The sequence below is a fragment of the Streptomyces sp. NPDC053426 genome, from assembly GCF_055585405.1.
The window spans coordinates 126,082-139,230 of sequence record NZ_JBVJKE010000011.1 but is presented as its reverse complement, the minus strand read 5'-3'; the positions used below and the strand labels follow the sequence as shown (position 1 = coordinate 139,230).

At 73.0% G+C, this 13,149-nt stretch carries 14 protein-coding genes and 1 tRNA gene; 6 read left to right on the top strand and 9 right to left on the bottom strand.

The window, feature by feature from the left end; all coding sequences use genetic code 11:
• Positions 1-62: 62 nt before the first annotated feature.
• Positions 63-1,205 carry a sensor histidine kinase gene (locus tag ACZ62B_RS22970; RefSeq protein WP_344564820.1) on the top strand — a complete coding sequence of 381 codons (1,143 nt, stop codon included), beginning with the start codon at positions 63-65 and terminating at the stop codon, positions 1,203-1,205.
• The gene (locus tag ACZ62B_RS22965) at positions 1,196-1,840 is read left to right on the top strand and encodes a response regulator transcription factor (RefSeq protein ID WP_073935764.1); all 645 of its coding nucleotides are present in this window, start codon (positions 1,196-1,198) and stop codon (positions 1,838-1,840) included. The genes ACZ62B_RS22970 and ACZ62B_RS22965 overlap by 10 nt, the downstream gene beginning before the upstream one ends.
• A 50-nt stretch (positions 1,841-1,890) precedes the next feature.
• On the opposite strand, the gene ACZ62B_RS22960 is transcribed toward ACZ62B_RS22965, so the two are convergent.
• The 3 genes from ACZ62B_RS22960 to ACZ62B_RS22950 form a co-directional block, all read right to left on the bottom strand.
• Positions 1,891-2,106, bottom strand: a complete 216-nt coding sequence (locus ACZ62B_RS22960) for an FmdB family zinc ribbon protein (protein WP_073935763.1) — start codon at positions 2,104-2,106, stop codon at positions 1,891-1,893.
• A gap of 37 nt (positions 2,107-2,143) precedes the next feature.
• On the bottom strand, positions 2,144-3,583 hold the full coding sequence (locus ACZ62B_RS22955) for a hypothetical protein (protein WP_344564823.1): 1,440 nt from the start codon (positions 3,581-3,583) through the stop codon (positions 2,144-2,146).
• Between the two features lie 74 nt (positions 3,584-3,657).
• The gene (locus tag ACZ62B_RS22950) at positions 3,658-4,476 is read right to left on the bottom strand and encodes a DUF4097 family beta strand repeat-containing protein (RefSeq protein ID WP_469691883.1); all 819 of its coding nucleotides are present in this window, start codon (positions 4,474-4,476) and stop codon (positions 3,658-3,660) included.
• A 207-nt stretch (positions 4,477-4,683) separates the two neighbouring features.
• On the opposite strand from ACZ62B_RS22950, the gene ACZ62B_RS22945 reads away from it, so the two are divergent.
• Positions 4,684-4,755, top strand: a tRNA-Val gene (locus ACZ62B_RS22945).
• A gap of 81 nt (positions 4,756-4,836) precedes the next feature.
• On the opposite strand, the gene ACZ62B_RS22940 is transcribed toward ACZ62B_RS22945, so the two are convergent.
• A complete protein-coding gene (locus ACZ62B_RS22940) occupies positions 4,837-5,178 on the bottom strand; it encodes a hypothetical protein (RefSeq protein WP_344564826.1) in 342 nt (113 codons plus the stop codon).
• Positions 5,179-5,244: 66 nt separating this feature from the next.
• Here ACZ62B_RS22940 and ACZ62B_RS22935 point away from each other — a divergent pair, with 66 nt between their 5' ends.
• A complete protein-coding gene (locus ACZ62B_RS22935; RefSeq protein WP_073935759.1) occupies positions 5,245-5,478 on the top strand; it encodes a DUF2277 domain-containing protein in 234 nt (77 codons plus the stop codon).
• A gap of 183 nt (positions 5,479-5,661) precedes the next feature.
• Here the strand turns inward: ACZ62B_RS22935 and ACZ62B_RS22930 are convergent, their stop codons facing one another.
• The 4 genes from ACZ62B_RS22930 to ACZ62B_RS22915 form a co-directional block, all read right to left on the bottom strand.
• Positions 5,662-6,264 (bottom strand): DedA family protein, encoded by a 603-nt coding sequence (locus ACZ62B_RS22930; protein ID WP_344564829.1) that lies wholly within the window; start codon positions 6,262-6,264, stop codon positions 5,662-5,664.
• A 276-nt stretch (positions 6,265-6,540) separates the two neighbouring features.
• The gene (locus tag ACZ62B_RS22925) at positions 6,541-6,993 is read right to left on the bottom strand and encodes a DoxX family protein (RefSeq protein ID WP_344564831.1); all 453 of its coding nucleotides are present in this window, start codon (positions 6,991-6,993) and stop codon (positions 6,541-6,543) included.
• Positions 6,994-7,242: 249 nt separating this feature from the next.
• Positions 7,243-8,889: an alkaline phosphatase D family protein gene (locus ACZ62B_RS22920; RefSeq protein WP_344564833.1), complete on the bottom strand. Its 1,647-nt coding sequence runs from the start codon at positions 8,887-8,889 to the stop codon at positions 7,243-7,245.
• 101 nt (positions 8,890-8,990) lie between these two features.
• Positions 8,991-9,635, bottom strand: a complete 645-nt coding sequence (locus tag ACZ62B_RS22915; RefSeq protein WP_344564835.1) for an HNH endonuclease family protein — start codon at positions 9,633-9,635, stop codon at positions 8,991-8,993.
• Positions 9,636-10,039: 404 nt separating this feature from the next.
• Here ACZ62B_RS22915 and ACZ62B_RS22910 point away from each other — a divergent pair, with 404 nt between their 5' ends.
• On the top strand, positions 10,040-10,621 hold the full coding sequence (locus ACZ62B_RS22910; RefSeq protein WP_085574683.1) for a TMEM165/GDT1 family protein: 582 nt from the start codon (positions 10,040-10,042) through the stop codon (positions 10,619-10,621).
• A 206-nt stretch (positions 10,622-10,827) separates the two neighbouring features.
• Complete coding sequence (locus ACZ62B_RS22905) at positions 10,828-11,490, top strand: HAD-IA family hydrolase (protein ID WP_469691881.1); 663 nt, start codon at positions 10,828-10,830, stop codon at positions 11,488-11,490.
• A gap of 519 nt (positions 11,491-12,009) precedes the next feature.
• On the opposite strand, the gene ACZ62B_RS22900 is transcribed toward ACZ62B_RS22905, so the two are convergent.
• On the bottom strand, positions 12,010-13,101 hold the full coding sequence (locus ACZ62B_RS22900; RefSeq protein ID WP_469691880.1) for a peptidoglycan-binding domain-containing protein: 1,092 nt from the start codon (positions 13,099-13,101) through the stop codon (positions 12,010-12,012).
• Between the last annotated feature and the right edge of the window lie 48 nt (positions 13,102-13,149).

The following is a 13,149-nucleotide window of genomic DNA, read 5'->3' as shown; positions in this document are numbered from 1 at the left end:
GCAGCCGCAATTGCGGTTTTCCGCAGTGTGTTCCCATGCCGCGTACGACTAGCCTCGCGATCATGCGAGACATGGTGCGGCGCGTGACGCGGTGCGCGGTGGGGCTGATCTGGGGCGCCGCCGCGGCCGTCGTCGAGCTGCTCTACACACTCCTGGCCGGCCTGCTCCTCCTGCTCGTCGTGGCCTGGCCGCGCGGCCGTCGCGCCGTGCTCCGCCCGGTCCTCGCGGGCGCGCGGAGCCTGACGGAACTGAACCGCACCCGGCTGCGGACATGGCTGAGAGCACACACCTCACCCGCGTACGAGGACACGCAGGCCCTGGGGTACCTGGCCTGCCGCTGGACCCTGGGTGTCCTGGGCGCGGTGGTGATGCTCTCGGTGGCGATCGGCCTCGGGTACGGCACGTCGTGGCTGTACCTCTGGCTGCTGGTCGACGACATACGCAACACCGCGTCGATCGTCTACACGTCCCTCGGCGGCCTCTTCCTGCTCTTCCTCGCCGTGCAGGGGATACTCGCCGTGGCCGAGCTGGAGGGGAAGCTGGCCCGCCGCCTGCTGGGCCCCCGCCACCAGGACGCGCTGGAGCGGCGCATCGCCGAACTGTCCGCGAGCCGCGCGGCCGTGGTCGACGCGGTGAACGACGAGCGGCGGCGCATCGAGCGGGACCTGCACGACGGAGTGCAGCAGCGTCTGGTCGCGCTCGGCATGCTGCTCGGCCGCGCCCTGCGCAGCGAGGACCCGGCCCGCACGGACCGGCTGCTGCGCCAGGCCCACGGGGAGAGCCGGCAGGCCCTGGACGACCTGCGCGAGGTGGCGTGGCGGATCTACCCCACCACGCTGGACGAGGCAGGACTGCGGGCGGCGCTGGAGACGGTGGCCGAGCGGGCCTCCGTCCCGGTACGGGTGGAGTACGGGCTCGCCGGGGAGCCCGAGCGGGCGGTGGGGACGGTCGTCTACTTCGTCGTCTGCGAGGCCGTCACCAACGCGGTGAAGCACGCGACACCGACCCGGATAGTGGTCGAGGTCGGATCGAAGGAAGGAGCGTTGTACGTGAGTGTCGAGGACGACGGCAAGGGCGGTGCGAACGCGACGGGCAGCGGACTGTTCGGCCTCGCCCGCCGGGTTGCCGCACTCGACGGTCGTCTGGAGGTGCGCAGTCCGCCGGGCGGGCCGACCCTGGTGACCGCGGAGCTGCCATGCGCCTGATCCTGGCCGAGGACTCCACCCTGCTCAGAGAGGGCCTGGTACGGCTGCTGGCGGAGGAGGGACATCAGGTGCTGGCCGCGGTCGGCAACGCGGAACTGCTGCTGCGGGCGGTCGCCGAGGACCCGCCGGACGTGGTGGTCGCCGATGTGCGGATGCCGCCCACGCACACCGACGAAGGACTGCGCGCGGCCCTGGAGATCCGCCGGCGCTGGCCGTCCGTGGGGGTGCTGGTGCTCTCGCAGTACGTGGAGAAGCGGTACGCGACCGAGCTGCTGACCGGTGAGTCGGAAGGAGTCGGCTATCTGCTCAAGGACCGTGTCGTCCAGGTCGACGAGTTCCTGGACGCCCTGGAGCGGGTGGCGCAGGGACGCGCCGCCTTCGACCCGGAGGTCGTACGGCAGCTGCTCGGCCGCACGACCCACACCGACCCGCTCGCCCGCCTCACCGCGAGGGAGCAGGCGGTGCTGGCCGAGATGGCGCAGGGGCACACCAACGCCGCCATCGCGCGGCGGCTGCACATCTCGCAGAGCGCGGTGGAGAAACACACCAACGCGATCTTCGACAAGCTCGGACTGACAGGGGGTGAGGGCTATTCACGCAGGGTGCTCGCGGTGCTGCGCTACCTCGGCAGCTGACGTGCGGCCGGCGTGCGGCCGGCGTCCGGTGCCGTGGCCCTCGGCGGGGATCAGCCGCAGCAGCCGCCACCGCAGCAGCCGCCGCCACCGCCGCCCGCGCGGGGAGCCGGGGCCGCGGCGGTACCGGCCACCGCGACCGTGGAGAGGAGCTTGACCGTGTCGTCGTGACCCGCCGGGCAGGCCGCGGGCGCGGAGGACTCCGCCATGGGGCGGCTCAGTTCGAAGGTGTCGCCGCAGGTCCGGCAGCGGTACTCGTAGCGAGGCATGGGCACAGGTTAACCGGCTCGGCCGGCCCTGTGACGGTCAGTGGGCGGAGCCGCCGCGTTCCTCCCGGATCCGGGCCACCACACGGCTCACCGTCGCCCGTACCTCCTCCGTCTCCGTCAGGAAGTGCCAGTAGTCGGGATGGCGGCCCTCCAGTCCGGCGACGGCCCGCTCCAGACGGGCCACGGAGTCGTCCAGGGGGCGGGCGTGGCGCGGGTCGGGGGTGTTGCGGCCGGCCATGGCCAGACGCTGGGCGTCCCGGATGGCGAACCGGGTGCGTTCGATCTCCTGCCCGGGGTCCTTCTGCACCGCGTTCAGCCGCCGCAGCCGGTCACCGGCGGCCGACACCGCCTCGTCGGTCGTGTTCAGCAGCGCCCGTGCGGTCGACAGCAGAGCGGTCGCGTCCGCCCAGCGCTGCTCCTCGCGGGCCGCCCGGGCCTCGGCGAGTCTCGCTTCCGCCCGGCCCACGTTCTCCGAGGCGACGTCGGGGACGTGCTGCAGGTCCTGCCAGCAGGCGGCGGTGAAGCGTCGGCGCAGTTCGCTGAGGACGGGTTCGACCTGTTCGGAGCGGGTGGTGAGGGCCTGGGCGCGGGTGCGCAGGGAGACCAGCCGGTGGTCGATCTCGGCGGCCCGTTCCGGCAGCCGGTCGGCTTCGACACGGACCGCCTCGGCCTCGCGCGTGACCCGCTCGGCCCGCTCCAGGGTCCCCGGCACGCCGTGCTGCCCCGCGCCCTGGTTCAGCTTGGTCAGCTCCGGGGAGAGCGCGGCGAGCCGGGCGGCGAGGTCGTCGGCCCTCAGGCCCGATCCGCGTGCGGTGTCGAGGGCGTTCGAGGCGGCGAGCAGCGTCTGCCGGGCGCGTTCGACGGCGGGCGCGAGCCGGGCGAGCTGGGTCTCGGCCTTGCCGAGGAGGGAGTCGAGCCCGTCGGTGAACCGGTCCAGCTCCTGCTTGACCCGGCCGAGCTCGTCCTTGGCGGCGGTCAGCCGGTCGCGGGCCTGGGAGGCGGCCGAGGCCTCCAGGTCGTCGCGGTCCAGGTCATGGGCGTCGACGGCGCTGATGTACCGGTGGCTGGCCTCGTCGATGCGCCGGCCGAGCGCCTCGAAGTCGGCGACGGCGCGGCGGGCGGCGGGGGAGTCGTCGACCGCGGTGATCGTCTCGATGGAGATCCGCAGGTCGCGCTGGGCGGTGTCGAGTTCGTAGAAGGCGGCGGCCGCCGCGTCCTTGGCGGCCTGTGCCTCGGCCCGCTGGTTCTCGGCCCGCCCGCCGAACCAGCGCCGCGTCCCGCCCCCGGCGAACGCGGCGGGCAGCACCAGCGCCGCGACCAGCGGCATCCCCACGAGAGCGAGCACGTCCCGCAGCGCGCCGCGGGCCCGGCGGACACCCGGCCGCGGAGGAAGAGGAGGCGGAGGAGGCACGGCACGACGCACGCGAGGCACGCGCGGCTCCGACGGCGAGTACGGCTGCGCTGGTGTCGCCGTCACATCCCTCTCCCGTACTGTCGTTCGCCCTGCCCGATGTCATTCTCCCACCGGTAGAGGACGAAGACACGGGTCGGTCAGTTCGCCGTGCGGACGGTGAGTTTGCCGTCGCCGGTGCGTGCGGTCACCACGTGGGAGCTGGAGTCGTCGCGGGGCACGGACACGTCCTCGGCGCCGTCACCGGTCTCGGTGTCCACGCGGTAGGAGGCCCGCGGCAGGTCGATCGTCAGGGAACCGTCGCCGCTGCGGGAGTCCACCAGGTCGGGTACGGCGGCCAGTTCGAGGTGGACCGAGCCGTCACCGCTGTGGGTGCGCACCGTACGGGAGGAGACCTCCGCGCGCACGGACCCGTCACCGGTGCGCAGTTCCAGCGGCCCGGTGGAGTCCGTGACACGGACCGAACCGTCCGTCGTACGGATGCTCAGCGCGTCGCGGAAGCCCCGCGCCCGCACGCTGCCGTCCTTCTCCTCGACCTTGACGGAGACGCCGCGGGGCACTTCGATGCGGTGCTTGGTGGAGCAGTCGGCGACGATCCCGGAGCACTTCTCCCGCAGCACCAGCCGGTCGCCGTCCATGGACCAGGTGACCTCCGGGTCCGTGCCGATGGCGACGGTGCCCTGGAACCACCGGGTGACCCCGATCTTGCCCGAGGGGTTCTCGTCCGAGGCGACGATCTCGAGGGCGGAGTCGTCGGAGTCGATGGTGAGGGTCCTGCCGGGCAGGCCGAAGGACCTGTGGTCGGGTTCGTCGTCGTCGGAGGCCGACGCCCCGCAGGCGCTCACGCCCGCGACGATCACCACGGTGGACCCGGCGAGGGCGAGGGCGCGGGTCCACGCGGCACGGCGGCCGGAGGCGGGGCCGGTGATCCGGGCGGTACGGGTGGTGGTGCGGGTCATGACGGTCTCCCCCTGGGACGGACGGTGGCGCTCACCGGCGGTGTCCGGGCGCTCTTCGACCGTACGGACGGGGAGCCCGCGGGGGGATCCGGGCGGCTGGCGGATCCGGGGTGGGGATATCCCCCGGTGATCGCCGGTGGGGTGTGCCGGTCCGTGCCCCCGGCCATGTAGGCTGTCGACTCGACCTGGGCGCACGGCCCGGGTCCCGGGTGCGTAGCTCAGGGGTAGAGCGCCTGCCTTACAAGCAGGATGTCGGCGGTTCGAAACCGTCCGCGCCCACCGGGACACAGGGCCTCCGGAGTTGCTCCGGGGGCCCTTGTCGTTGTGCCTCCCCGGTCCGGTCTGGTCATTCCGCCCGTCCTACGAAGGCTCCTTAGTGTCCTCGCGGGCGTGCTTGAGCCGGGAGCGGGCGTGCATGCGGTCGGCGCCGGTGAGTTCGGCCCAGTAGCGGTGGGTGCTGACGAACACCGCGAGCTCGTGTTCCCGCTGCCGGAGCTTCTCCACCTCGGCCTGTTCGTCGGCGGTCCAGCCGGGTGAGGCGGGGCGCTCGATCTTGCGCCAGCCGTTGTCGTCGCTGAAGCCGTCGAGGGGCTCGACCGACCAGGGGAGCCGCTTCAGCAGGGCGGACAACTCGCCCTGGACCTGTCGCAGTTCCTCCTGACCGGCGAGGAGGTCACTCGGAAAATCGTAGGTCGCAGCCACGGCCCAATGATACGCCTGTTCGATTTTGGGTAGCGAGTTACCAAGAGGGCGCGTCAGACTGAGGGCATGTGCCGGAGTATCAAGACCCTGCGTCCGCCCGTGCAGCCCGAGGAGGCCACGGAAGAGGAGATCAGGGCTGCCGCCCTGCAGTACGTGAGGAAGGTGTCCGGGTTTCGGGCGCCGGCCGCCCATAACCGTGAGGTGTTCGAACGGGCGGTGGAGGCGGTTGCCTTGGCGACGGCCGAGTTGCTGGACGGGCTGGAGGTGCGTGGGGGCGCGGCGCGGCGGGCGGCGGGGTAGGGCCTTGCCGGTGCCGGTGCCGGTGCCGGTGCCGGTGCCGGTGTCAGGGCTGGGCGGGGGGTGTTGCGCGGCCCGGCGTTTGCGGGGTGCCGCTGCGCCCACCCGTGCCGCCCCAGCGGCACGACTGCCCGCAGCTGGGTGGACGGGTGCTGCCCCAGCGGTGCGAGTGCTCGCGGTTGGGGGCTATGAGGCTTCCGAAGGGCGTGGGCGGCGGCGCATCAGGTAGCCCGCGCCTGCGCCCGCTGCGAACAGTGCGCCCACCGATACCGCCGTGGCCAGCCAGGTCGCGCCCAGCCAGTGGGCGCCGAAGTAGCCGAGGGCCACGCTGTACGTGGCCCAGGACAGCCCGGCCAGGGCGGACCAGGGGAGGAAGTCGCGGGCGCGGTGGCGTGCGGCGCCGGCGCCGAGGGAGACCACCGAGCGTCCGGCCGGGGCGAAGCGGGCGAGGACGACCAGCGCGCCGCCGCCCCGGGCGAGCGCCGCGCCGAGACGTTCCTGCGCGCTCTTCAGCCGCCGCGAACGGGCGATCGCCCTGTCCAGCCGGGCGCCGCCGCGCCAGGCGAGGCGGTAGGCCACCAGGTCGCCCAGGACGGAGGCGGTGGCGGCGCACAGCGTCAGCACCAGGATGTCGGGCACGTCGGTCGCCGTGCCCGCGGCCGCCGCCGTGGCCGCGGTGATCACCAGTACTCCGCTCGGCAGGACCGGGAGGAACACGTCGAGCAGGACCGAGAGGGCCACCACCGCATAGATCCATGGGCTGCCGACCAGCGACCCCAGACTTTCCACCCGAACTCCCCGTGGCTCCCCCGCAGGGCCGCGCCGTGCCGCGCTGACGCGGGGAGCGGCAGGAGTGGCAGGAGTGGCCGATGACAGCCATACAGCGTACGCCCGGTGAGTGACAGAAAGGTCACGGGGGGTTCGTGCGGTCGGCGCCCGACGTTCCCTTTCTCTTTCCCCGCGCAAAGGGGAAGGGTGCCCTCCCCCCTTTGCGCGGGGAGGGCACCCGTGCGCCCCGTGGGCTCGTACGCCCCGTGCGCTCGTGCGCGCCCGTGGGGAGGACGGTCAGGCCGTCACCGGGGTCCGTTCCGCCTCCCGTTCGCCGTTCGCCGACGAGTGCTTGGTGAACAGGCGGTCTAGGCCGAGCGCTCCGGAGCCGGTGAACACCAGCAGGAACATGGCCCAGCAGTACATGGCCGCGCCCTCGCCGCTGTTCTCTATCGGCCACAGGGCCTGGGGCTGGTGGACCTTGAAGTACGCGTAGGCCATCGCGCCGGACGAGATGAACGCGGCGGCGCGGGTGCCGAGGCCGAGCAGGACCAGGGTGCCGCCGACGAGTTCGATCAGGGCCGCGTACCAGCCGGGCCAGGTGCCGGTCTCGACGGTGCCGCCGTTGCCGTCCGCGCCGCCGAGCAGGCCGAGCAGGTCCACGGCGCCGTGGCAGGCGAAGAGCAGTCCGACGACGATGCGGAACATGCCCAGGGCATATGGCTGGGCGCTGTTGAGGCGTCCGGTCATGTGGGGGGTCTCCTTCGGTCAGGCCGGCCCCGGGTGGGGCCGGTCCAGGGGACGGAACCGAGTCGACTCCCCACGTTAGGTGTCCCTAACTCATACTTGCAAGTTCAACATTTAGCCCTTGGGTTTGTCCTGATTCGACTGTTCAGGCGCCCGCACCCGCCGGTCAATACGGCGTTCGCCCCGCCGCCATGACCATCGGCGTGACCGAATCCGCACCATGGTTCACAGGCGACTCACAGGTTCCGTTCCTCACCGGCTCAGCCGGGTCTCCGCCACGCTCCTGAGCCGCGTCCCGGTCTCCTCCTGCTGCGCGTGCTCAAGGCGCAGCACCGCCGAACGCCCCTGTGTCGTCAGCGTCATGAGCTGGTTGCCGAACCAGGGCCCGCCCGTTTTGCGCCAGGTGACCGGCGGCGGGCCGAGGCGGCCGTGCCGCGCGAACAGGCGGCCGAGGAGCCGGGCGGCCCCGCCCCAGCCCACGCGGAAGCCGAGCCTCATCGACAGCGGAATGGAGTTGTGGACCGGCGAGCAGGTCAGCTGCACCACCCGGGAGTCCGGGCCGGTGCCGTCCGGCCAGCTCGGCTCGGCGACATAGGCGTGGTGGACGTCCCCGGAGAGCACGCACACCGTCGCCGGCGCATCCGGCCCCGTACCGGCCTCGGCGATCAGCTCCGCCAGGTCGCCGAACGACTCCGGGAAGGCCGCCCAGTGCTCCAGGTCCGCCCCGCGCCGCAGCTTCTCCCCGAGCCGCGCCCAGCGGGCGCCCTTGTCGCCCCGGCACAGCACGGAACTCCACGCCTCGACGTCGTGCACCAGATGGGGCAGCAGCCAGGGCAGGGACGTGCCGATGAGCAGGTGGTCGTAGGAACCGCGCTCCTCCAGGGCCTGTTCGCGCAGCCAGTCGGCCTCGGCCGCGTCGAGCATGGAGCGCCGGCCCTCCTCCAGGACGCGGGCCGCGCGGCTGTCCACCATCACCAGGCGCACCCGGCCGAAGTCGCGCCGGTAGCTCCAGCGCACGGTGGCCGCGTCCGCCTCGGCCATGGAGGCGAAGGCGCGCAGCGCGTCGGTGCCGTCGTCGGCCGCCCGGACGGACGCGTACAGCGGGTCGGCCTCCAGTTCGGCGGGGGAGAGGTTGCCCAGGTGCTGGTGGACCCAGTACGACATCAGGCCGCTGAGCACCCGCTCGCGCCACCACGACGTGGCGCGCATGTCGGAGACCCAGGAGGCGGAGGTGTTCCAGTCGTCGATCACGTCGTGGTCGTCGAAGATCATGCAGGTGGGCACGGTGGACAGCAGCCAGCGCACCTGCGGGTCGAGCCAGGACTCGTAGTAGAGGTGGGTGTACTCCTCGTAGTCCGCCACCTGGCCGCCCGGGGGCTCGTCCAGGTCGCGGCGGGCGGCGAGCCACTCGCGGGTGGCGTCGGAGGTCTCGTCGGCGTACACCTGATCGCCGAGGAGCAGCAGGACGTCGGGGCGTTCGCCGTCCGGGTCGGCGGCGATGCGCTTCGCCAGGGCGTCCAGGGCGTCCGGGCCGACCGGGTCGGGCTCCCCGGTGGGCGGCGAGGCCCAGCGGCAGGAGCCGAACGCGATGCGCATGCGGTCGTCCGGTCCCGGGGTGGGGATGACGGACGGCGGGAGCGACGGGAAGGGGTCCTCGGCCGGCGGCCACACCCGGGTCTCGTCCAGGAAGACCTCGTACGGGGTGGCCGTGCCCGGTGCGAGGCCGGTGACGTGGACGAGCGCGTAGTGGTGACCGGCGACGCGGAAGGTGCCGGCCGTCCCGCCGGTCCCGTCCGCGCAGCGCACCTCGACGGTGCCCGGGTGGCCGGTCTCGACCCAGAGGGTGGCGGACGAGCCGTCGATGTACCTCAGCAGTGGTCCGAGCCGCAGTCCGGCCATGGTGACCCCTTCCTCCGTCGCCCCGTACGGTACGCAGCGACGGAGGCCGCCGGGGAGATTTGCGCACCCGGCAATTCGTCTCGGCGGTTCGCGGGTCCGTCTCAGCAGCTCGCGAGGTGGTTCTGCAGGGCCGACTTCTCGGCGGAGTCGACCGACAGGTCGTAGTAGTACTTCACCTGGACCCAGGCGCGGACGTAGGTGCAGCGGTAGGCCGAGCGCGACGGCATCCAGGTGGCCGGGTCCTGGTCGCCCTTGGACTGGTTGACGTTGTCCGTGACGGCGAGGAGCTGCGGGCGGGTCAGGTCGTTGGCGAAGGACTGGCGGCGCGAGGTGGACCAGGAGTCGGCGCCAGAGTCCCAGGCCTCGGCGAGCGGGACCAGGTGGTCGATGTCGACGTCGGAGGCGGCGGACCAGGTGGCGCCGTCGTACGGGGAGTACCAGCTTCCGCGGGTGGCGGCGCAGGAGGAGTCGGTGACCACGCCCGAGCCGTCGCGCTTGAGGACGGTCTCGCGGGTGTTGCAGGTGCCGGACTGGGTGATCCAGTGCGGGAAGAGGTCGCGGTCGTAGCCGGTGCGGTCCTCGGTGCGTACGTCGAGGGCGGCGAGGTAGCCGCGGGCGGTGGCGGCGCTGACCGGGGTGGGGAGGGCGGCGGAGGCGGTCGGTCCGTTGAACAGGCCGACGGAGGCTATGAGTCCGGTGAGCGCCGCGACTATGCTGAGCTGTCGACGCGCGTAGAACTTCGGCATGCGAACTCCCTTGTGGGGTGGGGCCGTTGACGTGCGGACAGGGGAATGCTCGGCACGCCGGGTGGCCGGGAGGGGTGGATCCGGTAAGAAGCTAATGACGCGTGCATGACACGTCTATGGTTCAGGCGTGAAATTTCCGCGTACGAGGTCCGGCGCGGACCTCGCGTACCATGGACGGCGCAGAAGGGGAGTAGCTCTTCGCCGGACCGTCGACATACTGCTCAGCTCGCCTGAGCCGGCGCCCGGAGGCGGGCCTCGTGACGCGAGGCCGCCCAGCGAGACCTTCGGCAAGCAGTGCACGCCCGTGCCGTACGGCACGGGTGCCGCGTGTGCTGCCGTGCCGAGGTGTCCCGTGGAATCGCGCAGCACTCTCGGTGGGGCAGTCCCGACCGATTGAGGAACCGTTGATCAGTCTGACCGTGACGGCCGTCGTCTTCGGCGTCGTCTTCCTCGCCGAACTGCCGGACAAGACCGCGCTCGCCGGCCTCGTCCTCGGCACCCGCTACCGCGCCTCCTACGTCTTCGCCGGTGTCGCCGCCGCCTTCGCGCTGCACGTCGTGCTGGCGGTCGCGGCCGGAAGCGTGCTCACGCTGCTGCCGCAGCAGATCGTGCACGCGATCACCGGTGTGCTCTTCCTGGGCGGCGCGGCGGTGCTGCTGATGAAGAAGGGCGAGGACGAGGAGGAGGTCCGCAAGCCGGAGAACCAGTCCTTCTGGAAGGTCTCCGGGGCCGGGTTCATGCTGATCCTGGTCGCCGAGTTCGGCGATCTGACGCAGATCATGACGGCCAACCTCGCCGCCCGCTACGACGACCCGCTCTCCGTCGGCCTGGGCGCGGTGCTCGCGCTGTGGGCGGTCGCCGGGCTCGGCATCGTCGGCGGAAAGGCGCTGATGAAGCGGGTTCCGCTCAAGCTGATCACGCAGATCGCGGCGCTGCTGATGCTGGGTCTTGGCGTGTGGAGCCTGTGGGAGGCGATCGCCGGGTGAGGCCCCGCCGCGCGGGCCTCGCGCGGTGACGGCGGGCCGAAACCTCGGTGAACGGTCGGCGAAGGAGGTGGCGGGATGCCGGGTTTGTTTTGTACCGTGGATGAACAAAGTGGCTCCCGCCCGTTTCCCCTGACCGGCGGGCGGGGTCACTCTGTCCCCCGGGCCACCCCGCCCGAAGCCCCCTCCTCCGCGCCTTGGAGCTGCCGATGACGGCCACCGCCGTACTCACCGCCCGCGCCCTCCTGCTGGACATGGACGGCACCCTCGTCAACTCCGACGCCTCCGTCGAACGCGTCTGGCGGCGCTGGGCCGACCGGAACGGGCTCGACGGCGACGAGGTCATGAAGGTCGTGCACGGGCGCCAGGGATACGCCTCGATGGCCCTGCTGCTGCCCGGCCGCCCGATGGAACAGAACCACGCCGACAACGCCCGCATGCTCGCCGAGGAGACCGCGGACACCGAGGGCGTCGTCGAGGTGCCGGGCGCCCGCGCGTTCCTCACCTCCCTGAAGGGGCTGCCGCACGCGCTCGTGACCTCCGCCGACGTCGCCCTGTCGACGGCGCGGATGGCCGCCGCCGGCCTCGAGCAGCCCGACGTGCGGGTGACGGCGGAGTCCGTCGGCGCGAGCAAGCCCGACCCCGAGGGCTTCCTGAAGGGCGCGGCGGAACTGGGCGTCGACCCGGCCGACTGCGTGGTCTTCGAGGACTCCGGCGCGGGTATCGCCGCGGGCCGCGCGGCGGGGATGCGGGTCGTGGGAATCGGCCCCCGGGCCGGCTTCCACACCCCGGACGCGCTCGTACGCGACCTGACGCAGGTACGGGTGGAGGCGGCGGCCGACGGCACGATCCGGTTGCACATCACGGAGTAGGTCTCAGGGGGCCGTGCCCTCACGGCCCGGGCTTCCGGCTCCGGGCGCGTCCGGGGCGCGGCCCGTACCCGATCCACCCGACGTGCCCGGTCGCGATACGACCCGGGGCGCGGGCGACCGCGACGCGCACGGGCCTGCTCCGCAGCGGCTTCCGAGGCTTCGCGGAGCCCCTTCCGGTTGCCGCGGGCGCCGTGCGGTCCGGTGTGGTTCCGGCCCGGTTGCCGCCCCGCGCGAGCCCTGTCCGCAGCGGCTTCCGAGGCCCCGTGGGGCGGCGGGCCGGGTGCTCTCCCGGTCGCTGTGGACGCTGCGTGGCCCCCGTCCGTAGTGGCCTTCGAGGCTCTGTGGGGCGGCGGGCCGGGTGCTCTCCCCGTTGCCGTGGACGCCGTGTGGGCCGGTTGTGGCCCGCGCGGGCCTCGTCCGCAGCGGCTTCCGAGGCTTCGCAGGGCGGCGGGCCGGGTGCTCTCCCGCCTGCCGTGGGCGTCGTGCGGGCCGGTGTGGCCCTGCGCGGGTGCAGGGGCGTTACGGCTCCTGGGTTTCCGCCTCCAGGCGGGCCCGGGTTTCCGGGCCGTAGACGCTCAGTTCGGACTGGAGGCCCCAACGCCACTGGAAATTGCGCAGGGCTTCCTCCACGCGGTGGTTGAACTGGCCGTTGATGTCTTCGTTGTAGAGCCACACCTCCCTCAGGCGGAGCTGGAGCTCGGAGACCTCAGGACCGCGGTCGCCGCGGCGCAGCACCGGGCCGGTGCTGTCGCCTTCGCCCTCCTCCGTGTCCTCGGCGGAGTCGGTCGGTGCCGTGGTCGTCGGGGTCGAGGACGGTTCGGCGGACGTCGACGGGCTCGCCGACGTGGTGGAGGCCGACGGTGACGGCGAGGCCGACGCGCTCGCGCTCGCCGACGGGGAGGCCGACGGAGAGGCGGACGACGACGGCGCGGCGGAGGACGCGCTGGTCGACGGCTCCGCGGAGGGCGAGGAGGACGACGGGTCCGGGACGCTCGCCCTGACGTCCTTCGGCGCCGCGTCGTCCCGGGACGGCGTCTCGTAGGAGAACACTCCGCTCGCCCATCCCGCCGCTCCCACCACGATGACCACGGCCCCGGCGACCGCGAACAGCGCCCCGCGGCGGCGCCGGCGCGGCGGGTTCTCGTCGGCGCGCGCCGGGCCGGGCGCGGCGGGGACGGCCGCGAGGGGCCGCGTGGTGTCGAACAGGTGCAGATCGGTGGCGTTCGGCCGGGCCGTCCCGGGCGCCAGCGGCGTCGGCAGGACGGACGTCGAGTCCGCCGCGCCGGGCGCCGCCTCCGCCGGGACGGCGCGCAGGGGCATGGTCTCGTCGGCCGCCCCCGGGGCGCCGGGCTCCTCCGCGGCCGGAGCGGACGTCCCCGCCGCGCCGGCGGCCTCCGTCGGCCCGTCCGGCGTACTCCGCCCGGCCCCGCCGTCCAGCTCGACGTACGGCCGTATGCGCAGCGGATCGAAGTCCTCCGCGGCTGCCGCCTCCGCCGTACGGGCGTCGCGCAGGGCGTCGGACGCGCGGACGGTGCAGGCGCACGACGGCGTGTTGTCGCTGTTTCTGGGTGCGCCGCACTCCGGGCACGGGTTTCCGTTCGGCTGTTCCACGTGTTCGTCCCTCCCCTCGCGAACTCCAGAGATTATGCAGATCTTCTT

Excerpts from the sequence above, each read along its gene's own strand:
- ACZ62B_RS22970 (WP_344564820.1), top strand. The coding sequence starts at position 63 with ATGCGAGACATGGTGCGGCGCGTGACGCGGTGCGCGGTGGGGCTGATC.
- ACZ62B_RS22965 (WP_073935764.1), top strand. The coding sequence starts at position 1,196 with ATGCGCCTGATCCTGGCCGAGGACTCCACCCTGCTCAGAGAGGGCCTG.
- ACZ62B_RS22960 (WP_073935763.1), bottom strand. The coding sequence starts at position 2,106 with ATGCCTCGCTACGAGTACCGCTGCCGGACCTGCGGCGACACCTTCGAA.
- ACZ62B_RS22950 (WP_469691883.1), bottom strand. The coding sequence starts at position 4,476 with ATGACCCGCACCACCACCCGTACCGCCCGGATCACCGGCCCCGCCTCC.
- ACZ62B_RS22935 (WP_073935759.1), top strand. The coding sequence starts at position 5,245 with ATGTGCCGGAGTATCAAGACCCTGCGTCCGCCCGTGCAGCCCGAGGAG.
- ACZ62B_RS22925 (WP_344564831.1), bottom strand. The coding sequence starts at position 6,993 with ATGACCGGACGCCTCAACAGCGCCCAGCCATATGCCCTGGGCATGTTC.
- ACZ62B_RS22920 (WP_344564833.1), bottom strand. The coding sequence starts at position 8,889 with ATGGCCGGACTGCGGCTCGGACCACTGCTGAGGTACATCGACGGCTCG.
- ACZ62B_RS22915 (WP_344564835.1), bottom strand. The coding sequence starts at position 9,635 with ATGCCGAAGTTCTACGCGCGTCGACAGCTCAGCATAGTCGCGGCGCTC.
- ACZ62B_RS22905 (WP_469691881.1), top strand. The coding sequence starts at position 10,828 with ATGACGGCCACCGCCGTACTCACCGCCCGCGCCCTCCTGCTGGACATG.